At 70.0% G+C, this 20,518-nt stretch carries 18 protein-coding genes and 2 tRNA genes; 12 read left to right on the top strand and 8 right to left on the bottom strand.

Features of this window, described 5'->3' with window-relative positions:
* Nucleotides 1-5: 5 nt before the first annotated feature.
* Nucleotides 6-1,361 carry an ABC1 kinase family protein gene (locus CES90_RS19760; protein WP_189783864.1) on the bottom strand — a complete coding sequence of 452 codons (1,356 nt, stop codon included), beginning with the start codon at nt 1,359-1,361 and terminating at the stop codon, nt 6-8.
* Nucleotides 1,354-2,619 (bottom strand): TOMM precursor leader peptide-binding protein, encoded by a 1,266-nt coding sequence (locus CES90_RS19755; protein ID WP_189783865.1) that lies wholly within the window; start codon nt 2,617-2,619, stop codon nt 1,354-1,356. The genes CES90_RS19760 and CES90_RS19755 overlap by 8 nt, the downstream gene beginning before the upstream one ends.
* Nucleotides 2,620-2,838: 219 nt before the next feature.
* Here CES90_RS19755 and CES90_RS19750 point away from each other — a divergent pair, with 219 nt between their 5' ends.
* The 4 genes from CES90_RS19750 to CES90_RS19735 all read left to right on the top strand — a co-directional run bounded on the left by CES90_RS19750 (nt 2,839) and on the right by CES90_RS19735 (nt 6,759).
* A complete protein-coding gene (locus tag CES90_RS19750; RefSeq protein ID WP_189783866.1) occupies nt 2,839-3,435 on the top strand; it encodes a M48 metallopeptidase family protein in 597 nt (198 codons plus the stop codon).
* Between the two features lie 234 nt (nt 3,436-3,669).
* A complete protein-coding gene (locus CES90_RS19745) occupies nt 3,670-5,292 on the top strand; it encodes a TerD family protein (protein ID WP_189783867.1) in 1,623 nt (540 codons plus the stop codon).
* An 8-nt stretch (nt 5,293-5,300) separates the two neighbouring features.
* Nucleotides 5,301-5,978 (top strand): AIM24 family protein, encoded by a 678-nt coding sequence (locus CES90_RS19740; protein WP_189783868.1) that lies wholly within the window; start codon nt 5,301-5,303, stop codon nt 5,976-5,978.
* A 28-nt stretch (nt 5,979-6,006) separates the two neighbouring features.
* Entirely contained in the window at nt 6,007-6,759 is a 753-nt protein-coding gene (locus CES90_RS19735) for an AIM24 family protein (RefSeq protein WP_149829416.1), read from the top strand.
* A 66-nt stretch (nt 6,760-6,825) separates the two neighbouring features.
* On the opposite strand, the gene CES90_RS19730 is transcribed toward CES90_RS19735, so the two are convergent.
* Nucleotides 6,826-7,347: an NUDIX hydrolase gene (locus CES90_RS19730; protein ID WP_189783869.1), complete on the bottom strand. Its 522-nt coding sequence runs from the start codon at nt 7,345-7,347 to the stop codon at nt 6,826-6,828.
* Complete coding sequence (locus tag CES90_RS19725; RefSeq protein ID WP_189783870.1) at nt 7,344-8,759, bottom strand: zinc-dependent metalloprotease; 1,416 nt, start codon at nt 8,757-8,759, stop codon at nt 7,344-7,346. Before CES90_RS19725 ends, CES90_RS19730 begins: the two co-directional genes overlap by 4 nt.
* A gap of 190 nt (nt 8,760-8,949) precedes the next feature.
* On the opposite strand from CES90_RS19725, the gene CES90_RS19720 reads away from it, so the two are divergent.
* The 4 genes from CES90_RS19720 to CES90_RS19710 all read left to right on the top strand — a co-directional run bounded on the left by CES90_RS19720 (nt 8,950) and on the right by CES90_RS19710 (nt 12,218).
* Nucleotides 8,950-10,062 (top strand): SDR family oxidoreductase, encoded by a 1,113-nt coding sequence (locus CES90_RS19720; protein ID WP_189783871.1) that lies wholly within the window; start codon nt 8,950-8,952, stop codon nt 10,060-10,062.
* Nucleotides 10,063-10,127: 65 nt separating this feature from the next.
* On the top strand, nt 10,128-10,586 hold the full coding sequence (locus CES90_RS19715; RefSeq protein ID WP_189783872.1) for a molybdenum cofactor biosynthesis protein MoaE: 459 nt from the start codon (nt 10,128-10,130) through the stop codon (nt 10,584-10,586).
* A gap of 330 nt (nt 10,587-10,916) precedes the next feature.
* Nucleotides 10,917-11,048, top strand: coding sequence for a hypothetical protein (locus tag CES90_RS51285; RefSeq protein ID WP_268257027.1), 132 nt, complete (start codon nt 10,917-10,919; stop codon nt 11,046-11,048).
* A 72-nt stretch (nt 11,049-11,120) separates the two neighbouring features.
* Nucleotides 11,121-12,218: a YlbL family protein gene (locus CES90_RS19710; RefSeq protein WP_189783873.1), complete on the top strand. Its 1,098-nt coding sequence runs from the start codon at nt 11,121-11,123 to the stop codon at nt 12,216-12,218.
* An 81-nt stretch (nt 12,219-12,299) separates the two neighbouring features.
* Here CES90_RS19710 and CES90_RS19705 read toward each other — a convergent pair whose 3' ends face one another.
* Nucleotides 12,300-12,842 carry a PPA1309 family protein gene (locus CES90_RS19705; protein WP_189783874.1) on the bottom strand — a complete coding sequence of 181 codons (543 nt, stop codon included), beginning with the start codon at nt 12,840-12,842 and terminating at the stop codon, nt 12,300-12,302.
* A 163-nt stretch (nt 12,843-13,005) separates the two neighbouring features.
* Here CES90_RS19705 and CES90_RS19700 point away from each other — a divergent pair, with 163 nt between their 5' ends.
* From CES90_RS19700 to CES90_RS19685, 4 genes are all read left to right on the top strand, one after another.
* Complete coding sequence (locus CES90_RS19700; protein ID WP_189783988.1) at nt 13,006-15,951, top strand: UPF0182 family membrane protein; 2,946 nt, start codon at nt 13,006-13,008, stop codon at nt 15,949-15,951.
* A gap of 44 nt (nt 15,952-15,995) precedes the next feature.
* Nucleotides 15,996-16,069, top strand: a tRNA-Met gene (locus tag CES90_RS19695).
* 171 nt (nt 16,070-16,240) lie between these two features.
* Nucleotides 16,241-18,244 carry a tetratricopeptide repeat protein gene (locus CES90_RS19690; RefSeq protein ID WP_189783875.1) on the top strand — a complete coding sequence of 668 codons (2,004 nt, stop codon included), beginning with the start codon at nt 16,241-16,243 and terminating at the stop codon, nt 18,242-18,244.
* A gap of 124 nt (nt 18,245-18,368) precedes the next feature.
* A tRNA-Met gene (locus tag CES90_RS19685) sits at nt 18,369-18,442 on the top strand.
* Nucleotides 18,443-18,566: 124 nt separating this feature from the next.
* On the opposite strand, the gene CES90_RS19680 is transcribed toward CES90_RS19685, so the two are convergent.
* From CES90_RS19680 to hisN, 3 genes are all read right to left on the bottom strand, one after another.
* Entirely contained in the window at nt 18,567-18,983 is a 417-nt protein-coding gene (locus CES90_RS19680) for a Fur family transcriptional regulator (RefSeq protein WP_189783876.1), read from the bottom strand.
* An 86-nt stretch (nt 18,984-19,069) separates the two neighbouring features.
* The gene (locus CES90_RS19675) at nt 19,070-19,462 is read right to left on the bottom strand and encodes a CBS domain-containing protein (protein WP_189783877.1); all 393 of its coding nucleotides are present in this window, start codon (nt 19,460-19,462) and stop codon (nt 19,070-19,072) included.
* A 230-nt stretch (nt 19,463-19,692) separates the two neighbouring features.
* A complete protein-coding gene (gene hisN, locus CES90_RS19670) occupies nt 19,693-20,493 on the bottom strand; it encodes a histidinol-phosphatase (RefSeq protein ID WP_189783878.1) in 801 nt (266 codons plus the stop codon).
* Between the last annotated feature and the right edge of the window lie 25 nt (nt 20,494-20,518).

Here is a 20,518-nt window from a genome sequence, read left to right as displayed (position 1 = left end):
CCCGCTCACGCCTCCGCGGCCGTCTCGCTGTCCTCTTCTTCCGAGAGGAAGCCCGGCAGCCACTCCTCGAGTTCGTCGCGCATGCGGACCGTTGCGCCGAGCTGGCACAGGACGCCGATGGTGCTCAGGGTCACGCGGTGGATGAGGAGGTAGGACGGGGGCAGGTTCAGCTGTTTGCCCAGTTGGTGGGCGGGGGAGCGGGGGTCGGCTATGCGGGCGGCCTGGCTGCGCATCCAGCCACGGGCGAAGGCGAACTCGTCCGCCCGGGCCGGTTCGATGATGGGGAGCAGATAGTCCAGGACCGCGTCCGGGTCCAGGTCTATCGACTCCTTCACGAATCCCTCCGTGCGGAGCATCTCGTAGACCGCGTCGGCCTCGCCCTCGATGGTCAGCCGCAGAGCTTCCCCGATCGGCGTGGGCAGGCCGCCCGGCAGGCGGTCCACCGTGCCGAAGTCGAGGACGCCGAGGCGCCAGCCCCGCTTCTCGTCCGGCAGGAGGCGGAAGTTGCCCGGGTGGGGGTCGGCGTGCAGGAGGCCGGTGCGGGCCGGGCCGGAGAAGAGGAAGCGGGTCAGCAGCTGTCCTGCTCGGTCACGCTGTTCCTGGGTGCCGTCGGTGATCACCTCCGACAAGGGGGTTCCGTCCATCCACTCCGTCACCAGCACCTGCTCGCACTGGTGGACCACGGCCGGGACCACGACATCCGGGTCGCCCGCGAACTCCTCCGCGTGCGCCCGCTGGGCCTGGGCCTCCAAGCCGTAGTCGAGCTCCTCGGAGACACGGTCCCGTAGTTCCGCGATGAGCGGCTTGATGTCCATTCCGGGGATGAGGGGGCCGAGGAGGCGGGCGAACCGGCTGAGTTGGCCGAGGTCGGAGAGGAGGGCCTCGCCCGCCCCCGGGTACTGCACCTTGACGGCGACCGCACGGCCGTCGTGCCACACCGCGCGGTGCACCTGACCGATCGACGCCGCCGCGGCCGGCTTGTCCTCGAACTCCAGGAACAGCTCCTGCCAGTCCTCGCCGATCCGCTCCTCCAGTACGGAGTGCACCGTGCGGGTCGGCATCGGCGGCGCCGCGTCCTGGAGTTTGGTCAGTGCCGCGCGGTAAGGGCCCGCGACCTCCTCCGGTAGCGCCGACTCGAAGACGGACAGGGCCTGCCCGAACTTCATGGCGCCGCCCTTCAGCTCGCCCAGGACTTTGAACAGCTGCTCCGCCGTGCGCTGTTGGAGTTCGCGGCCCACGAGTTCCGCGGACTCGCCGACGATGCGTTTGCCGAGTCCCCAGGTGGCCCGACCGGCGATGCCGAGCGGGAGCGCGGCGAGCTTGGCGGTCCGGGTGACCGCCTTCCGAGGAAGATCAGACATGCGCCCTCCAAATCCCAGCCGGCCGTGCCGCGTGTGCTTTGCGGGACGCCCTCGTTGACCGCTGATGCCCGGCCATTGTCTCGTGCGGTGCCCCGTCCTTAGCTGTGTGTTCCCCGTTACCTTTCTCGACGGCGCCTCTGTCCGCCGCCCCGCAAGGACAAACGGTATGCGGCCACACCGGGCGGGAGTGCCAGTCGAATCCGGGCACCGAGGCCTCCCAGCGGGCGCCCACGCTGGACGGTACCTGTCCGTCGAGGAAGGCGAGCGCGTGCCCCGCGGCCAGTGCGGCGACGGTCGTGGCCAGAGCGAGATCACAGGCCTCGACCTGGCGCGGACGGCCGGAGCGCCACTGGGCGACCAGACGCGGCCAGGTCTCGTCGCGGTCGGCGCGCCCCTGATCCAGGCAACCGGCGCAGCCCGTCTCACCGGGCAGGACCAGCGGGCCGACGATCCCCGTTCCCTCCACCACCCCGGCGTAGAGATGTGGCGTCCCCGAGTCGATGAGCGGTTCGGAGGCGGCCGGCTTGGGGGCGTGGACATCGACACCGTCACGTGGGGCGAGGATCACCAATGAGAAGCCGGGTTCCTCGCGGAGGCGGTCCGTCGGCGCGCTGTCCGGCCGTTCTGCGGGAAGCTGGGATCCGCGGCGGCGGCGAGGTGGGCGATCGGGTGCCGCGTGGCGAGCCGCTCGGCGGGCCGCCACGTCCCTGCGCTCCCCGATCGACTCGGCCGGCAGCCCACCCGGTGCCACATCCCACGGTTCGACCCGGCCGACGTCACGGACGTCGACGTCGCCGATGCCGGCCCCCGACAGCAGAGAGGCGAGCACTGCCCCAACTCGGCCGGCGCCCCGTACCTGCACTCTCAGTGAGCGGCGGGCGGCCAGGCGCTGCATGGCGTCGCCCGGGGCGGCTGCGATGAGAGAGAGCGTGGCGGCGTCGGGGCGCAACCGGTTCAGGATTTCGGGCTTGCCGCGCAGAACGTCCGCGTCCGGGCCGCCGCCTGTGGCGTCGTCCAGCAGTCCGGACCGGGCCAGCTGATCCACCAGGCCGTCCACATGGCCGTCGGGCAGGCCCATACCGCGGCCCTCCTCGCGCAGCAGTGGCAGCCCGCGTGTTCCGTCGAGCAGGTCAAGGAAGCTGCCTGTCGCCGTGTCCATCGGTCCCAGCACCATGGCGTGCGCCGGCGCGAGTCCGAACTGCACGGTATTGAGGTCCCGCCAGCCGCGCCGGAGCGCGGGCTTCACCATCGGATGCATGATCGACCCCCGTAGTCGGAAGAAAGGTCCCCGTGTGCCGTCGGTGCCAGTGCCTGGTCCGCCGACGAGTGCCAGCATGCACGGACTGCGACGATGCGTGTCGCGAGTTGTCCACAGGTGACGGCATTCGTCGTACAAATCAGGCGCTCGGAGTGCGGATCGATATCGAACCGTCCCGGAGGCGGGACTTCCCCCGTGTGCAGCGGGTAACGTCGGGGCGTGCCCGCCGACCCACTGCACCGCGCCGGAAAGCCACAGCGCAGCACGACGAGCCAGCCGCCAAGCGGCTCGGGGGCGAGCGCGATCGAGGTCCGCAGGAGCGCGCGACGGCGCAGAACGGTCTCCGCGTACCGCGAGGGCGATCGCACCGTTGTTCTCATCCCCGCTCGTATGTCCGAGGCGGAGGAGCGGCGCTGGGTGACCGTCATGCTTGACAAGCTGGCGGCGCAGGAGAGCAAACGGCTCCTCGGTGACGCCGAACTGGCCGAGCGGGCCGCCCGGCTGTCGGACCAGTACTTCGGTGGCCGCGCCCGGCCCACCTCGGTCCGCTGGGTGACCAACCAGAACACACGGTGGGGCTCGTGCACCCCCGCCGAGGGCAGCATCCGACTGTCGCACCGGCTGCAGGGCATGCCCGAATATGTCGTCGACTACGTCCTGCTCCACGAACTCGCGCACCTGCTCGTACCTGGCCACGGCCCCCGTTTCTGGCGACTGCTGGAGGCCTATCCGCGCACGGAGCGCGCTCGCGGCTACCTCGAAGGGGTGGTCGCCGCCGACCGCCTGCCGCATCTGCCCGTCGCTCGAGAAGAGTGACGCCTGCGGCGTGACGAGCGATCTGCCCTCGTGGCCGGGGACCGCGCCGCGCGGCCAGTGACATGAAGCGGGTGCTTCACGCGCGCGTGTATGGGCGTTTACGGGGCAGGCGACCGAAGTCGCGCTTTTGTACCGGCTCTGTACCAGCCTCGTACGACTCCGGACTTTGCAGTTAGCCTGACGCGACGCATTCGCAGGCGTACTTACTTTCGGGATGGGGGACGGTCGTTACGCATGGCCAGGGAATTCCAACGCGGCCACAAGGCCAAGATCAGTGACCTCACCGCGGGCACGGATCTGTACGTGGGTGTACAGATCACGGCCCCCGGGCTGACCTTCGACATCAGCTGCTTCGGTCTGGACGCCGACGAACGGCTTTCGGACGACCGGTACTTCGTCTTCTTCAACCAGCCGAAGACTCCCGAGGAGTCGATCCAGCTTCTGGGCGCCCAGTCGGGTGACACGGAGTCCTTCCGGGTCACGCTCGACAAGATCCCGCCGCAGATCCAGAAGCTGTCGTTCACGGCGACGATCGACGGCAACGGGCAGATGTCGCAGATCTCCCCTGGCTACATCCGCATCGTCGCGGGTGGCGAGGAGGTGGCCCGGTACCCGTTCGACGGCTCGGAGTTCTCCACCGAGCGCGCCGTGATGCTGGGCGACTTCTACCTGAAGGACGTATGGCGGTTCGCGGCCGTCGGACAGGGCTTCGACGGTGGTCTGGACGCGCTGCTGAAGAACTTCGGCGGCGAGGTGGCCGAGGAGGAGCCCGCTGCCGCACCGCAGCAGTCGCAGGCCGACGCCGCGCCCGGCTTCGCTCCGCCCGCGTTCGGCGCTCCGGCGGCTCCCGCACCCGCGCCCGCCCCGGAGCCGGCGCAGGGCTTCGCGCCCCCTGCGCCCTCACCGTCCGTGCACGCCGCGCCGACGATCGCCGCGCCCCTGAACACTCCGCCCGGCGGCACGGTCCCGCCGCAGGCCCCGCCCGCACCGCAGGGCGGGCCCTTCACGCCGCCCGGCGCCCCGCCCCAGGGCGGACCATTCACCCCGCCCGGTGCCCCTCCCCAGGGGGGACCCTTCACGCCTCCTCCTGGTGCCGCGCCGCAGGGAGGTCCGTTCACGCCCCCGGGTACCCCCGGGGCCTTCCCGGGGCAGTTCCAGCCGTTCGGCGGTGGCGCGGCGCTCGCTCCTGTTCCGCCGGACGCGGGCCTGCGCGTCGTGCTGACCAAGTACTCCGAGGCGCCCGTCGGCGACCGCTGGACCGAGCAGAATCCGCAGATGGTCCGGACGACCCTCACCAAGGGTGCCAACATCCTCGCCAAGCAGGGCAGCATGGTCGCCTACCAGGGTGACATCGACTTCGCCCACAAGGGTTCTGGCCTGCTCGGCAAGTTGACGGGGCAGCTCACCGGCCAGGGCATGGCCCTGATGCGCTGTTCCGGAGACGGTGAGGTGTTCCTCGCCGACGAGGGCAGCCGACTTTTCGTCATCCGCCTGCAGAACGAGCAGATCTACACCAGCGCGCGCGGAGTGCTCGCCTTCGACGAGGCGCTGGACACCGAGATCCGCCGTATTGAGGGCGCGGGTCTGCCCGGCGGCGGCCTGTTCAGCATGCTCTTCTCCGGCACGGGAGCGGTCGTCGTCAAGACGCGTGGCGTGCCCGTCGTCCTTCCGGTCGGCCCCGCCACCTACGTGGACGGCAACGCCGTCATCGCCTGGTCCGCCGGTGCGCAGGCCGTCACCACGACCTCGCTCAGGCTGCGCCGCTCCGGGTACGCCCGGCAGACCCAGGAGGCCATCAACCTCCAGTTCCGCGGCGCCCCCGGCAACTTCGTCGTCGTCCAGCCCTTCGAGGTGTGAGGCAGAGCATGGACCTCCAGACACTCAACGCGCACCGCTCCATGCCCACCGGCGTCCGTATGAGCGTTCACAGCTCCAAGACGCTCAAGGTCATGATGGTCACCGGACAGGACCTCCTGGCCAAGGCCGGCTCGATGATCGCGTACGACGGCTATGTGCAGTTCGACGGCCCGCCCGCCACGCTGCGCCGCAGCGCCGAGGAGATGGTCACCGGTGAGGGCGGCAAGCTGATGCTCTGCCGGGGCGACGGGGAGCTCTACCTCGCCGACTACGGCGGTGACGTCCTCATCCTGCACCTGAACAACGAGGCGCTCTCCGTCAACGGCCCCACCCTGCTGGCCTGCGACGCCTCCCTCCAGCTCTCCATCGAGCCGGTCAAGGGCCTCGCCAAGCTCTCCGGTTCCGGTCTGACCAACCTCGTGATCCGCGGCACCGGATGGGTCGCCCTGGTCAGCCGGGGCGAGCCGATCTCCCTCGACTGCGCCGAACGGGAGACGTACGTCGACCCGGACGCCCTGATCGCCTGGACGGACGGCCTCGACATGAAGGCCCGCCGCACCATCAAGGCCAGTGCGCTCATCGGCCGGGGCAGCGGCGAAGCCTTCCAGATCGGCTTCAAGGGACAGGGCTTCGTGGTCGTCCAGCCCAGCGAGGACACCGGCGACCGCTTCAAGATCCGTGGCTGACCGGGGCTGAGAGGAGCACCAGCACACCATGCACAGCACACTCTTCGCGCACATCCCGGTGGAGCACACCGAGCGCTACACGCTGCAGAACCCGCAACTGCTGAAGACCGACGTCACCATCGGCAGCAGCCCCGTCCTCGCCCGGCAGGGCGCGATGGTCGCGTTCGAGGGACAGGTCGAGTTCGACAGCCAGTACCGCAACCGCAGCTGGCGCAATGCCGAGCGGATGACCGGTGAGCGGCTCGAGCTCATGCGCTGCAAGGGCAACGGGATCGTGTATCTCGCCAACTTCGCGCAGTACCTGCACATCATGGAGGTCGGTCGCGGCATCACCGTCGACTCCTCCGCCGTTCTGGCCTTCGACGGTTCGCTCAACGTCGGCATTGTCGCCGTGGACAGCGCCGTCGAGGTGGCCTCGGCCGGGGCTTACAACCTGGAGCTGTCCGGCGGCGGCAAGGTCGTCCTGATGACCTCGGGCGAGCCGCTGGCCCTCGAGGTGACCCCCGAGAAGAACATCTGCGTCGACTCGGACGCCGTCATCGCCTGGTCCACCTCGCTGCGGACGCAGCTCCAGGCGCCCACCTCGACCTCCGCCGTGTGGCGTCGCCGGGGCTCCACCGGCGAGGGCTGGGAGATGCACTTCGGGGGCAGCGGGCACGTCCTGGTGCAGCCGAGCGAGCTGCTGCCGCCGCAGCACCTGCGTACGTCCGGGGTGCTCGGGCAGTTCGGCATGGGCGCCGGCGGGCTGAGCGGGAACTCTCTCGGGGGAAGCCGCAACTGATCGCCCGCGCGGGACATGGGTAAGGGGCGGCCTCAACAGCGGCCGCCCCTTACCCATGTCTCCGGTTCACAGCCGTGCCCGCGTGGCCTCCAGCAGCCGTACGACCGACTCGTCGGCCACGTCCGCGACCTCGTCGTACGGGAACCAGCGGACGTCGAGCGACTCGTCGCTGACCAGGTGCTCGGCGTCCGGCGGGGCCAGCAGCGCATACTGGACGTCGAAGTGGCAGTGGCAGGGCGGTGGGATCGGATGCCGGTCCAGGCGCACCGGTCCGCCCGGGAGCAGCGTCAGCCCGGCGATGCCGGACTCCTCCGTCCCTTCGCGCAGGGCTGCCCCCTCCAGGGAGCTGTCCCCCGGCTCGCAGTGGCCGCCCATCTGGAGCCACATCCGCAGCTTCTTGTGGAGGGTGAGGAGCACCCGGCCGCGCTCGGGGTCGATCACCAGGCCGCTCGCCGTGAGATGCCCGGCGCCGCACGCTTTCCACATGCCGTCCGGGTGAGCCGCCAAGTGGTCGAGGTAAGCCTGGCGCAGCTCGGGCTGGTCCTCGTAGCCCTTCAGTACGAGGACCGCGTCGTCGTACAGGCTCACTCGGTGTCGTCGTCCTTCTTCTTCAGGTCAGGCTTCTCCGTGGAGCCGTCGGCCGCCTCGCCGAGCATCTTGTCCAGCTCGGAGAAGTCCAGCTGCTCGCGGTGGACGAAGCCGTCCGGGTCGTCCAGGTCGGAGGCCGTGGGCAGCATGTCCGGGTGGGCCCACAGGGCGTCGCGGCCGTCGACACCGCGCGCGTCCGTGAGGGAGGCCCACAGGCGGGAGGCGTCACGCAGCCGACGTGGACGCAGCTCCAGGCCGATCAGCGTGGCGAACGTCTGCTCGGCGGGGCCACCCGTGGCGCGGCGGCGCCGCAGGGTCTCGCGCAGCGCGTCCGCGGACGACAGGCGAGGCTTCGCGGCCGCGTGGACCACCGCGTCCACCCAGCCCTCGACGAGCGCCAGGGCCGTCTCCAGACGGGCCAGTGCCGCCTTCTGCTCCGGGGTGTCCTCCGGCTGGAACATGCCCTGCTGGAGTGCCTGCTGCAGTTCCTCGGGGTTCTGCGGATCGAACCGGCCGACCACGTCCTCCAGCTTGGCCGTGTCGACCTTGATCCCGCGCGCGTACCCCTCGACCGCGCCGAACAAATGCGAGCGCAGCCACGGCACATGGGCGAAGAGACGCTGGTGGGCGGCCTCGCGCAGGGCCAGGTAGAGCCGCACCTCGTCCTTGGCGACGCCCAGGTCCTTGCCGAACGCCTCCACGTTCAGCGGCAGCAGGGCGGCCCTCCCGGCCGGGCCTAGCGGCAGGCCGACGTCGGTCGAGCCGACGACCTCGCCCGCGAGCACGCCCACGGCCTGCCCGATCTGCGTGCCGAACATGGCTCCGCCCATGGAGCGCATCATGCCGATCAGCGGGCCGGCCATGGCCTGCATCTCCTCCGGCAGGATGTCGCCCATGGCACCGCCGACCCGCTCGGCGACGGGGTCGACGAGCTCCTTCCAGGCGGGCAGGGTCGCCTCCACCCACTCCGCGCGGCTCCACGCCACGGCGGAGCCCGCGCCGGACGGCAGCGACGTCGCGTCGTCCAGCCACAGGTCGGCCAGGCGGACGGCCTCCTCGACCGCGGTGCGCTCGGCGGGACCGACGCTCTCGTCCTTCGTGCCGTCGGCGGTCCCCTGGGAGACCGTCTGGCGGGCGATCTGCCTGGCCATGTCCCAGTTCACCGGGCCGCCCTCGTACGAGAGCATCTGGCCCAGCTGCTGGAAGGCGGCGCCCAGGTCGCCCGGGTTCATGGAACCGAACATCGCGGCGAACGGATTGTCGGCGCCGGAGCCGCCGGCCCCGGGGAAGGCGAAGCCGAACGGGTTGGCCGGTCCCTGACCACCACCGCTCTGCTGGTCCTTCTTCTTGCCCTCGTCGCCGTCGTCCGGCTCCTCCGGCGGAAGGCCGAATCCGAATGGGGTGTCACTCACGGGATTCCTCGGCTTGTAGGGCCATCGGTTTTCTCCGACGGCACGGCTGCCCGAACACCACCCAGCGTAGACACCACGGCGGGTTAAGGCCTCGGTGCTCCGCCGACCGAAGGCCTGCGGCAGGATGGATGCCACCTGGTACGCACGCGTCACCCGCGTTCGTACTGAAGACAACCGCTGGAGACGCCCGGTGAGTTCCCCAGATCCGCAGGTTCGCGCAGCGCGAAACCACTCAACCAGTTCCGCCGTACGCGGACCCGTCGTCGCGGTCACCGGCGCCGCGTCCGGCGTGGGTGCGCTGCTCACCGAGCGGCTCGCCGAGTCCGACGACGTCCGGCAGGTCATCGCCATCGACGAGCGGCGCGGCGAGTGTGCGGCCGCCCAGTGGCACATCCTGGACGTACGGGACCCGGCGATCGCCGACAAGCTGCGCGGGGCGGACGTCGTGGTGCACCTCGCGGTCGACCTCGACCTCGGCACCGATTCTGCGGCGCGCAGCGCGTACAACGTACGCGGCACGCAGACCGTGCTCACCGCGGCCGCCGCGGCCGGGGTGCACCGGGTCGTGCTGTGCACCTCGGCGATGGTCTACGGGGCGTTGCCCGACAATGAGCTGCCGCTCTCCGAGGACGCCGAGCTGCGGGCGACCGCCGAGGCGACCGGGGTCGGCGACCTGTTGGAGATCGAGCGGCTCGCACGCCGGGCGCCGCGCGCCCATCCGGGCCTCAATGTCACCGTCGTACGGCCCGCTGTCCTCGTCGGAGGTACGGACACCGCGCTGACCAGGTACTTCGAGTCGCCTCGGCTGCTCGTGGTGGCAGGGTCGCGGCCCGCCTGGCAGTTCTGCCATGTCGAGGATCTGTGCGGTGCGCTGGAGTACGCCGTGCTGGAGAAGGTCGACGGGGAGCTGGCCGTCGGGTGCGAGGGATGGCTGGAGCAGGAGGAGGTCGAGGAGCTCAGCGGGATCCGGCGGATGGAGCTGCCGTCGGCGGTCGCGCTGGGAGCCGCGGCTCGGCTGCACCGGATCGGGCTGACGCCTTCGCCGGCCGGGGATCTGGCGTACACGATGTATCCGTGGGTCGTGAGCGGGAGTCGGCTGCATGACGCCGGGTGGCGGCCGCAGTGGACGAACGAGGAGGTGCTCGCGGAGCTGCTGGAGGAGGTTTCCGGGCGGCACACCGTGGCTGGTCGACGGCTGGGGCGGAAGGACGCGACGGCGGCGGGGGCCGCTGGCGCGACGGTCGCGCTGCTGGGTACGGCGGCGTTGGTGCGGCGGGCGCGGAAGGCTCGGCGGCGGCTGTAGGGGTGCCGTCCCACGCAGGTTGTCCGCAGCTGCGAACGGCTGAGCGAGTGAGGCACGATGGGGGCATGGCAGTGAACAATGATCATCCCGGTGAGCACGGGGCTGACGAGCCCATCAAGCTGATCGGTATCCGGGACACACCGCTCTCCGTCGATGAGGTGTTCCGGGCGGTCGGGGACGACGCCTCCGGGGGGACCGCGCTCTTCGTGGGGACGGTGCGGAACCACGACGGGGGCGCCGATGTCGATGCGCTGGGCTATTCGTGCCATCCCAGCGCCGAGGCCGAGATGCGGCGGATCGCGGAGAAGGTCGTCGCGGAGTACCCGGTACGGGCGCTCGCGGCGGTGCACCGCATAGGGGATCTCAGGGTCGGCGACCTCGCCGTCGTAGTCGCCGTGTCGTGTCCGCATCGGGGAGAGGCCTTCGACGCCTGTCGCAAGCTGATCGACGATCTCAAGCACGAGGTGCCGATCTGGAAGCACCAGAGGTTCTCCGACGGCACAGATGAATGGGTCGGCGCGTAGCGCCGTTCGTTGAGGGGTGGTGGTCGGGCGACGGGAGGGAGGGTCGGCGCGTAGCGCCGTTCGTTGAGGGGTGGTGGTCGGGCGACGGGAGGGAGGGTCGGCGCGTAGCGCCGTTCGTTGAGGGGTGGTGGTCGGGCGACGGGAGGGCGGGGCGGAGCCTGCTGAAGCCCGTGACCGGAAAACGCCTGTGAGCGTTCCGGTTGCGTAACCCGCCCCCCAGCGTGAGCGTTGACAGAGCGGACAGATAATCTGCTGATCAGTCAGTTGCAGTCGCGTTAATGGGGTTGGGAGGTCGGCATGGCGGCGCTCGCCTGGTTGCTGATTCCACTTGTGGCTGCGATCGGTGCCGGACTGTGGGGTGGCTGGGCCAGCCGGAACCGCAAGGCCATAGAGGACGGCACCGAGCTCGCGGGCTACACACGCTTCCGTGAGGCCATGGAGCGGTCCCACACGGGCGGCTAGGCCGCCCTTCTCCGTCGCCCCGGACGGCGGCCCCGACAGTGCACTGACAGACCTGTCCCGTACTGTCGTTCCATGCCACGCCGCACCGCGACGATGCTCGCCTCCACCCTGATGCTGATCGCGCTCCTGTGTGCGGGAGTGCTCATTCCCGTGCCGTATTCGGAGATGTCACCCGGGCCGACGGTGAACACGCTCGGGGACCACGGCGGCGAGCCGGTGCTGCAGATCTCGGGACACAAGACCTACGCGACGAGCGGGCATCTGAACATGACCACCGTCCGGGTCACGAGCGCCGACTACAAGATGAACCTCGTCGAGGCCGTGTACGGATGGCTGGCACACGACAACAAGGTCGTGCCCCACGACACGCTGTACCCGGACGGCAAGACCGAGGAGGAGTCGACACAGGAGAACGCCGAGGAGTTCAGCCAGTCCCAGGAGAGCGCCAAGGTCGCCGCCCTGAAGGAGCTGGACATAACGGTGAAGTCCTGGGTGATCGTCTCCACGGTCCTCAAGGACTCCCCGGCCGAGGGCAAGCTGCACGCCGGGGACGTCATCAAGTCCGTCGACGGTACGGCGGTCAAGGCGCCCGAGGATGTCGCGACGCTGGTCACCAAACACAAACCGGGCGAGGACGTCGACTTTGTCATCGTGCCCGCCAAGGCGCAGGCCGCCGCGGAGAAGGAGAACAAGACGGCGACCGAGACCGAGAAGGTCACGATCACCACCGCCAAGTCCGACGACACCGGTGAGGACCGGGCGATCGTCGGGATCTCCGCCGGGACCGATCACACGTTCCCGTTCACCATCGACATCAAGCTCGCCGACGTGGGCGGCCCGAGCGCCGGACTGATGTTCGCCCTCGGCATCTACGACAAGCTGACGCCGGGCAACCTCACCGGCGGCAAGTTCGTGGCGGGCACCGGCACGATCGACGACGAGGGCAAGGTCGGCCCGATCGGCGGCATCGAGATGAAGACGGTCGGCGCGCGCAGCAAGGGCGCCGAGTACTTCCTGACGCCCAAGGACAACTGCGCCGCGGCCGCCAAGGACACCCCCGACGGCCTCACCCTCGTCAAGGTGGACACTATCGACGACGCGCTCGGCGCCCTGGAGGACATCCGCTCCGGCGACACCGCCGACCTGCCGAAATGCACCACCAAGGGCTGACGCGCACAGCGGGGAGCGACGGTACACGCGCGCGTGGGGGCGCCCTCGAAGCCGGGCGCCCCCACGTCGTACCCGCGAAGATCAGTCCACGAACGTCGCCGCCAGCGCCTCCGCAAGCCCCGGTACCAGCTCGGGGCCGGTGAGGACCTCGGTCGGGGAGTCCTTCTCCCGCAGACGGATCGCGCAGTCGCGGGAGCCGTCACGGAGCACCGCGACCGTCATGCGGACCTCCTGGCGGTCGGGGTGCTGGGCGACCCACGCCGTCAGCTTCGTCTCGCTCAGCCCGTGCGGAACCGACGACTCCGCGGACGGCGGCAGCATCAGCCGCTCCACGGTCAGCGCGCAGCCGGCCACGGCGTCGGGCCAGGCGATGGTGCCGAGGAACTCGTCCAGCGCCTTGCCGGCGGGGATCTCGTCCTGCTCGATCGGGGTGAGACCGGTGGTCTCGGACTCGTCCTGAAGACCGAGCTGGGCCGCGAGGGCGGGTTCCTGGGCCTTGAGGCGCGCGGTGTCTACGAGGGCGAAGAGGCGAGCGGGCTGGTCCCAGCCGAGGCCCGAGGCGTACTCGTCGATCTCGAGTACGGCCCGGGTGAGCGGGTTCGCTGCCATGGGAGTGTTGGACATGGTCACAATCCTGCCTCGTTCGTTACCGGAAGCGGGAACCGAGTAAAGCGTGAGTAAGTTGCATAGGTGAGGCCCCTACGATCACGGGGCCCGCTGGCGGGCCCGTAGACGCGGGCCTGACGGATCGACAGCGAACTTCGAGGTGCGCACCTTGGCTTTCCAGATGCCGGACCGCGGCGGAGGCCCGACGGGGCCGCGGATCAGAGTGGGCCGACCGTCCCGACGTGTCCGGACACTGCTCATGACGCTGGGCGTCCTTGCCGCTCTCGGCATGGCGTTCGTCATGTTCGCGGGGTTCTGGACGGACTGGCTCTGGTACCGGTCGGTGAAGTACTCCTCCGTCTTCACCACCACGCTGTGGACGAAGATCGGACTCTTCGCCGTCTTCGGTCTGCTGATGGCGGCTTCGGTCGGCTTCAACATCTGGCTGGCGCACCGGCTGCGCCCGCCGCTGAGTGCCATGTCGATGGAGCAGCAGAGCCTCGACCGGTACCGCATGGGCATCGCGCCCTACAAGAAGTGGCTGCTCCTCGGGATCACCGCCCTGGTGGGCCTGATCGCCGGAGCCTCCGCCTCCGGGCAGTGGCGTACGTGGCTGATGTGGGTCAACGGGGTGCCGTTCGGCGAGAAGGACCCCCAGTTCGGCCTGGACGTCGCCTTCTACGCCTTCGACCTGCCCTGGTACCGCTTCCTGCTCGGTTTCGGCTTCGCCGCCGCCGTGCTGTCGGTGATCGCCGCCGCGCTCACGCACTACCTGTACGGCGGCCTCAGGGTCACCTCCCCGGGCGCGCGTGCCACGGCCGCGGCCACCGGCCACCTGTCGGTGCTCCTCGGTATCTTCGTCGCCCTGAAGGCGGTCGCGTACTGGCTCGACCGGTACGGGCTCGCGGTGAAGTCCAGTGACTTCAAGGCGACGGGCAACTGGACGGGCCTCAGGTACGTCGACGCGAACGCGTATCTGCCGGCCAAGACGATCCTGTTCTGCATCGCCGTCATCTGCGCGGTGCTGTTCTTCGCCACCATCTGGCGACGCACCTGGCAGTTGCCGGTCATCGGCTTCGGCCTGATGGTGCTCTCCGCGATCCTCATCGGCGGGCTGTACCCGGCGATCGTCCAGAAGTTCCAGGTCCAGCCGAACGAGCAGGCCAAGGAAGCGCCGTACGTCGAGAAGAACCTGGTGGCGACACGTCAGGCCTATGGCATCGACGGGACCGAGGTCGAGGAGTACTCGGGCACGAGCGACACCACCGACAAGGCCAAGCTGCGCGCGGACGCCGACACCACGGCGAGCATCCGCATGCTCGACCCGAACATCGTCTCGCCGACGTTCCAGCAGCTGCAGCAGATGAGGAACTACTACGCGTTCCCGACGAACCTGGACGTCGACCGGTACGGCGGCGAGGACGGCGCGGAGCAGGACACCGTCATCGGTCTGCGCGAGCTGAACCTCGCCGGCATCCCGAAGAACAACTGGATCAACGACCACTTCCGCTACACCCACGGCTACGGCGTGGTCGCCGCCAAGGGCACCGAGGCCACCTCCGGCGGCCGCCCGGTGTTCACGGAGTCCGACCTGCCGTCCAAGGGCGACCTGGGCAAGTACCAGCAGCGGGTCTACTACGGCGAGAAGACCACCCAGTACTCGATCGTCGGCGGTCCCCAGAAGGAGATCGACTACTCCGACGACAGCGGTGAGAAGACCACCAGCTACAAGGGCAACAGCGGGGTCAATCTCTCCAACCCGGTCAACCGGGCCGCGTACGCGGTGGCGTTCAGTGAGCCGCAGATCCTGTACTCCGGCGCTATCGGCGACGGTTCGCGGATCCTGTACAACCGCACGCCCAAGGAGCGCGTGGAAGCGGTCGCCCCCTGGCTGACCATCGACGGTGACGCCTACCCGGCCGTCGTCGACGGCAAGATCCAGTGGATCGTCGACGCGTACACCACCACCAACGGCTACCCGTACGCCTCCCGCACCACCCTGGGCGACACGACGGCCGACTCGCTGACCGCGGACAACAGCCAGCGCGCGGTGGTGGCCCAGCAGAACCAGGTCAACTACATCCGCAACTCGGTGAAGGCGACCGTCGACGCGTACACCGGCCAGGTCAAGCTCTACCAGTGGGACACCCAGGACCCGGTCCTGAAGACCTGGATGAAGGCGTTCCCCGGCACGGTGGAGCCGAAGACGGCCATCTCGGACTCGCTGCTGGCCCATCTGCGGTACCCGCAGGACCTCTTCAAGGTCCAGCGTGAACTGCTGACCCGTTACCACGTGAAGGACGCCGAGACGTTCCTCAGCGGCAGCGAGGTGTGGCAGGTCCCGGACGACCCGACCAACACCTCGGGCAGCGCGGTCCCGCCGTACTACCTGAGCATGAAGCTGCCGGGTCAGACGGACCAGGCGTTCTCGCTGACCACGACGCTCACCCCGAACGGCCGGGACAACCTCAGTGCCTTCGTGTCGGTCAACGCCGAGGCGGGCACCAAGGACTACGGCAAGATCAGAGTCCTGAAACTGCCGACCAGCGAACCGATCGACGGACCCAAACAGGTCCAGAGCCAGTTCAACTCCGAGCAGGACATCGCCGAGACCATCAGCCTCCTCAAGAGAGGTGACTCGCAGGTCGAGTACGGCAACCTCCTGACGGTCCCGCTCGACGGCGGACTGCTGTACGTGGAGCCCGTCTACGTACGCGGTGGCGGACTCAAGTACCCGTTGCTGCGCAAGGTCCTGGTGACCTACGGCGGCAACACGGCCTTCGAGGACACCCTCGACGCCGCGCTCAACAAGGTGTTCGAGACGGAGGGTCCGACCACCGAGCCGCCGCCGGACGAGGGCGAAAACGGCACCGACGAGCCGCCGACCACCGGTGACCCGACGGTCCAACAGGCCCTGGAAGACGCCCAGAAGGCATTCGAAGACGGTCAGCAGGCCCTCAAGGACGGCGACTGGGAGGCGTACGGCCGGGCCCAGCAGGCCCTGGAGGACGCGCTGAAGCGGGCCGAGGAGGCGCAGGCCAACGCCGGTGAGACCGGTGAGACCGGCGGCTCCCAAGGCGGCGAGAACAGCGACCAGAGCGGCGAACAGGGCTCCGGGAGCGGGTGATTCAGAGCTCCACCCCGCGCCGTGATACGGTTGCCGAGCAACGGCGCGGGGTGGAGCAGCTCGGTAGCTCGCTGGGCTCATAACCCAGAGGTCGCAGGTTCAAATCCTGTCCCCGCTACTGAAGTTGAAGGCCCGGATCCTCCAAAGGATCCGGGCCTTCGACGTGTTGCCGGGGGACGTGGAGAAATCTGTGTTTGACTTGTCGCTCTGTGGGCATGTCGACAAAACGCTGTAGTGACCTCAATGGCTGCGGTATACCAGGTGTACCCAGGTTGCAGGTGGTGCGACGATGGACGTTATGGGGGACAAGGCAACTCTGTTGGAGACAGGGCGGTTTGCGCAGTCTGTCGACTTTGCGCTGCCTGCCGATCTTGTGCTGCCCGAGGAGTCCGGGCTGTCGGTCGACTCCGTGGGTGCGGCAGGCGAGGACGAGACGGGTGACGCCGCCGAGGAGGCACGTCAGCGGCTCGCCGCCGAAGCCGGTGACGCCGAGGCGATGAGCGTGCTGGGGGCCATGCTGCTGCGCCGTGGCGACCTCGATGGAGCCGAGCCCCATCTGCGTGCCGCCACCGCCGCCGGGGACCGTGCCGCCGCCAACAACTTGGGTGTTCTGCTGCACCAGCGCGGCTACGCCGACGAGGCCGCCAGTTGGTGGCGGATCGCCGCCGTCGCCGGTTCCGCCGCCGCCGCGCACGCGCTCGGCCGGCACCACCGAGAGCGCGGTGACGAACCGGCCGCCGAGTACTGGCTGCGCCAGTCCGCCGAGCAGGGGCACGCACTGGGGGCGTACGCGCTCGCCGATCTGCTTGAACACCGCAGCGATGCCGCCGCCGGACAGTGGATGCGGGCGGCAGCCGAGCGCGGGCACCGCGAAGCCGCGTACCGGCTCGCGCGCGCCCTCGACCAGCGTGCCGAGCGCGAGGAGCGTGCGGCCGTGCGCGAGGGGCGCAGGATCGCACGGGCGGCGCTTGAAATCGGGGGCGCGGGCCGTGAACCCGTACGGGAGGGGCATGCCGCTGTACGAGAAGGTCGTTCCGCCGGGCGTGCGGGGGAGAGCGGGGCTGACAACGGTGACGGGGTGACCGCGGCCGAGGAAGCTGAGCAGTGGTACCGCCAGGCCGCCGCACGTGGGCACCGGCGGGCTGCGCTGCACCTCGGGGCGATCCTGGAGCGGCGCGGGGAGCTCAAGGAGGCCGGGCGCTGGTACCTGACCTCCGCCAAGGACGGCGAGCCCCGCGCCGCGTGCGCCCTCGGGTTCCTGCTGCGGGACGCGGGCGACACGGAGAGCGCCGCCGTGTGGTGGCTGCGGGCCGCCCAGGACGGCGACGGCAACGCGGCGAACGCCCTTGGCGCGCTGCACGCCGAGCGCGGGGAGACGCAGACCGCCGAGCGGTGGTACCGGGCCGCGATGGACGCCGGTGACGTCAACGGCGCGTACAACCTCGGGCTGCTCTGCGCCGAGCAGGGGCGGACCGCGCAGGCCGAGCAGTGGTACCGGCGCGCCGCGTACGCCGGGCACCGGGAGGCCGCGAACGCGCTGGCCATTCTGCTGCTCCAGGTCGGCGACGCGGCCGGGGCCGAGCCGTGGTTCTCCAAGGCTGCCGAGTCCGGCAGCGTGGACGCCGCCTTCAACCTCGGCATCCTGCACGCCGGGCGGGGCGACGACGTGACCGCGCTCGTCTGGTACGAGCGGGCCGCTGCCGCCGGGCACACCGAGGCGGCGCTCCAGGTCGCCATCGCGCGGCTGCGGGACGGCGACGAGCGGGCCGCGGAGCGGCATCTGCGGTGCGCCGCCGGCGGGGGCAGCGCGGAGGCCGCGTACCGGCTGGCCGCGGTGCTCGACGCGCGACGGCCGCCCGCGCCCGCGCATGAGCTGGGGGAGCCGGTGCGGGAGAAGAACGAGTGCGAGGAGTGGTACGAGCGGGCCGCGTCCCAGGGGCATCGGCGGGCGCAGGTGAGGGTCGGGATGCTCGCGGCCGGGCGGGGAGACGTCGTCGAGGCGGCTCGGTGGTACCGGGTCGCGGCGGAGGCCGGGTCTCGGAACGGGGCGTTCAATCTGGGGCTGCTGCTCGCCCGCGAGGGGAGTGAGCCGGAGGCCGCGATGTGGTGGGCTCGGGCCGCCGATGCGGGGCATGGACGGGCGGCTCTCCGGCTTGCCCTCGTCTACGCGCGTCGGGGGGAGCTGGTGGAGGGACAGCGGTGGGCCGATCGGGCCGTGTCGCTCGGGCCGGCGGAGGTTGCGGAGCGGGCGGCGCGGTTGCGGGACGCGCTGCGGGATGAACTGTCGGCGTGAGGGCTGCGCCGGGCCGGGGCTTGAGGGGGACACCCCCCATCGCCCCAGCGGCACGATTGCCGGCAGTACGAACAGAAGTGATTTGCGCTGGTCGGCGGCGTTGACGTAGTGTTCATTTCACCGACGCGGGGTGGAGCAGCTCGGTAGCTCGCTGGGCTCATAACCCAGAGGTCGCAGGTTCAAATCCTGTCCCCGCTACTGATGGCCGAGGGTCCGGGACCGATGAGGTTCCGGGCCCTCGGTTTGTTGTGTGGTCGGTCCGGTCACTGGAAAACCCCCGGCGGGTTGGCGTCGGGGGTTTTGTCGTGGGTAGGCGTTTCGGCTATCGCGTCGCGCAGGTGGGGCAGACGCCGCGGTAGGTGACCTCGACGTCCGAGACGGTGAAGCCGAAGCGCTCGGAGGTGGGGAGGTCGGCGAGGGGGTTGCCCGTGGGGTGGACGTCGCGGATCGTGCCGCACTCGGCGCAGACCAGGTGGTGGTGCGGGCGGTGCGCGTTGGGGTCGTACCGCTTGGCGCGCTTGTCCGTGGCGACCTCGAGCACCTCGCCGAGGGAGACCAGCTCACCCAGCGTGTTGTAGACCGTCGCCCGGGAGATCTCGGGCAGCTTGGCGACAGCCCGCGCGTGCACCTCGTCGGCCGTCAGATGGACGTGTTCGCCGTCGAGGACCTCGGCCACGACGCGCCGCTGCGCGGTCATACGCCATCCGCGTCCGCGCAGCCGTTCCAGAAGGTCACTCATACCGGACAGCCTAACAGCAAGGCAAACAGAATCCGATCAGGTGTGACTTTAGAGCTAGGCTCGACCTGGACTTTGTCCAAAAGTCGCTAGGCCGTCGCGTGCTGTCGCGCCGGAGCCCAGCAGCGGATGATGTCGCGAACCGAGACGATGCCGATGGGGGCGCCCTGGTCGAGCACGATGAGGTGGCGGAAACCGCCGTGCGTCATGGCGCGCGCCGCCTCCTCCAGCGTCCAGGACGGCGTCGCGAACACGACGTCGGTGGTGGTGTGGGCGTGGGCCCGCTCGGTGTCCGGGCTCTGGCCCAGGCCTACGGAGTTGAGGACGTCGCGTTCGGTCAGTATGCCGAGTCCGCCGGCGTCGGGGTCGAGGACCACCGCCGCGCCGACCCGGCGTGCGGACATCAGGGCTGCGGCCTGGCGGAGTGTGTGGTCGGGGCCGATGGTCAGGACCACGGTGGTCATGGCGTCGCGGACGAGCATGGAATACAGCCACCTCCTAGGGAACCCCGACGGTGGACAGTCCAGGCCCGGCACCGGAGGCGCCTGTTGAGCACTGCACAAGTTCACAAGTGGGGGGACTCTCAATGTGGCAGGCAAAGCGGAGGTCAACAAGGGGGCGCGCGTGGTCAGTTCGGGGCGCCCCGGGAGCACTCCGGGGCCCCGTGCGCTACGACGGTATCGGCCGTATCGGCGGTATCAGCGGGGCCGGTTCAGTAACGCTGGTTCAGATACCCCAGCAGTTCGTCGTGGAGCAGGCCGTTCGAGGCCGCCGCGTTGCCGCTGTGCGGGCCCGGGCGGCCGTCGAGGCCGGTGAAGGTGCCGCCCGCCTCGGTGACGATGATCGCGTTGGCGGCCATGTCCCAGAGGGACAGCTCGGGTTCGGCGCAGATGTCGACGGAGCCCTCGGCGACCATCATGTACGGCCAGAAGTCGCCGTACGCGCGCGTGCGCCACACCTCGCGGGTCAGGTCCAGGAAGCCGCCCAGGTGGCCGCGCTCCTCCCAGCCGCTGAGGGAGGAGTACGCGAACGAGGCGTCCGTCAGCTTCGCGACGCGTGAGACGTGGAGGCGGGAGGCCGAACTGAGGCTGCGGCCGCTGAAGGCGCCGTGGCCCTTCGCCGCCCACCAGCGGCGGCCCAGGGCGGGCGCGGAGACCACGCCGACGACGGGCTGGTAGCCTCCTTCGCCCGCCTCCATCAGGGAGATCAGGGTGGCCCAGACGGGGACTCCGCGGACGTAGTTCTTGGTGCCGTCGATGGGGTCGATGACCCAGCGGCGGGGGCCTGTGCCCTCGATGCCGTACTCCTCGCCGAGGACTGCGTCGCGGGGGCGGGCGCGCTGGAGTTGGCCGCGGATGAGTTCCTCGGCGGCCCTGTCGGCCTCGCTCACCGGCGTCATGTCGGGCTTCGTCTCGACTTTGAGGTCGAGGGCCTTGAAGCGGGACATCGTGGTCGCGTCGGCGGCGTCCGCGAGGACGTGGGCGAAGCGGAGGTCGTCGAGGTAGTCGGCCATGTGGCGAACGCTATCTGTCGAGGTC

Source organism: Streptomyces capitiformicae (assembly GCF_002214185.1).
Classification (GTDB): domain Bacteria; phylum Actinomycetota; class Actinomycetes; order Streptomycetales; family Streptomycetaceae; genus Streptomyces; species Streptomyces capitiformicae.
This window is presented reverse-complemented; position numbering and strand designations above follow the sequence as displayed.

Bases quoted from the DNA above. Each gene is read 5' to 3' on its own strand.
- CES90_RS19705 (WP_189783874.1), bottom strand. From the start codon at position 12,842: ATGTCCAACACTCCCATGGCAGCGAACCCGCTCACCCGGGCCGTACTC.
- CES90_RS19675 (WP_189783877.1), bottom strand. From the start codon at position 19,462: ATGCTCGTCCGCGACGCCATGACCACCGTGGTCCTGACCATCGGCCCC.
- CES90_RS19700 (WP_189783988.1), top strand. From the start codon at position 13,006: ATGCCGGACCGCGGCGGAGGCCCGACGGGGCCGCGGATCAGAGTGGGC.
- hisN (WP_189783878.1), bottom strand. From the start codon at position 20,493: ATGGCCGACTACCTCGACGACCTCCGCTTCGCCCACGTCCTCGCGGAC.
- CES90_RS19690 (WP_189783875.1), top strand. From the start codon at position 16,241: ATGGACGTTATGGGGGACAAGGCAACTCTGTTGGAGACAGGGCGGTTT.
- CES90_RS19715 (WP_189783872.1), top strand. From the start codon at position 10,128: ATGGCAGTGAACAATGATCATCCCGGTGAGCACGGGGCTGACGAGCCC.
- CES90_RS19745 (WP_189783867.1), top strand. From the start codon at position 3,670: ATGGCCAGGGAATTCCAACGCGGCCACAAGGCCAAGATCAGTGACCTC.
- CES90_RS19680 (WP_189783876.1), bottom strand. From the start codon at position 18,983: ATGAGTGACCTTCTGGAACGGCTGCGCGGACGCGGATGGCGTATGACC.
- CES90_RS19755 (WP_189783865.1), bottom strand. From the start codon at position 2,619: ATGCATCCGATGGTGAAGCCCGCGCTCCGGCGCGGCTGGCGGGACCTC.
- CES90_RS19740 (WP_189783868.1), top strand. From the start codon at position 5,301: ATGGACCTCCAGACACTCAACGCGCACCGCTCCATGCCCACCGGCGTC.
- CES90_RS19710 (WP_189783873.1), top strand. From the start codon at position 11,121: ATGCCACGCCGCACCGCGACGATGCTCGCCTCCACCCTGATGCTGATC.
- CES90_RS19760 (WP_189783864.1), bottom strand. From the start codon at position 1,361: ATGTCTGATCTTCCTCGGAAGGCGGTCACCCGGACCGCCAAGCTCGCC.
- CES90_RS19735 (WP_149829416.1), top strand. From the start codon at position 6,007: ATGCACAGCACACTCTTCGCGCACATCCCGGTGGAGCACACCGAGCGC.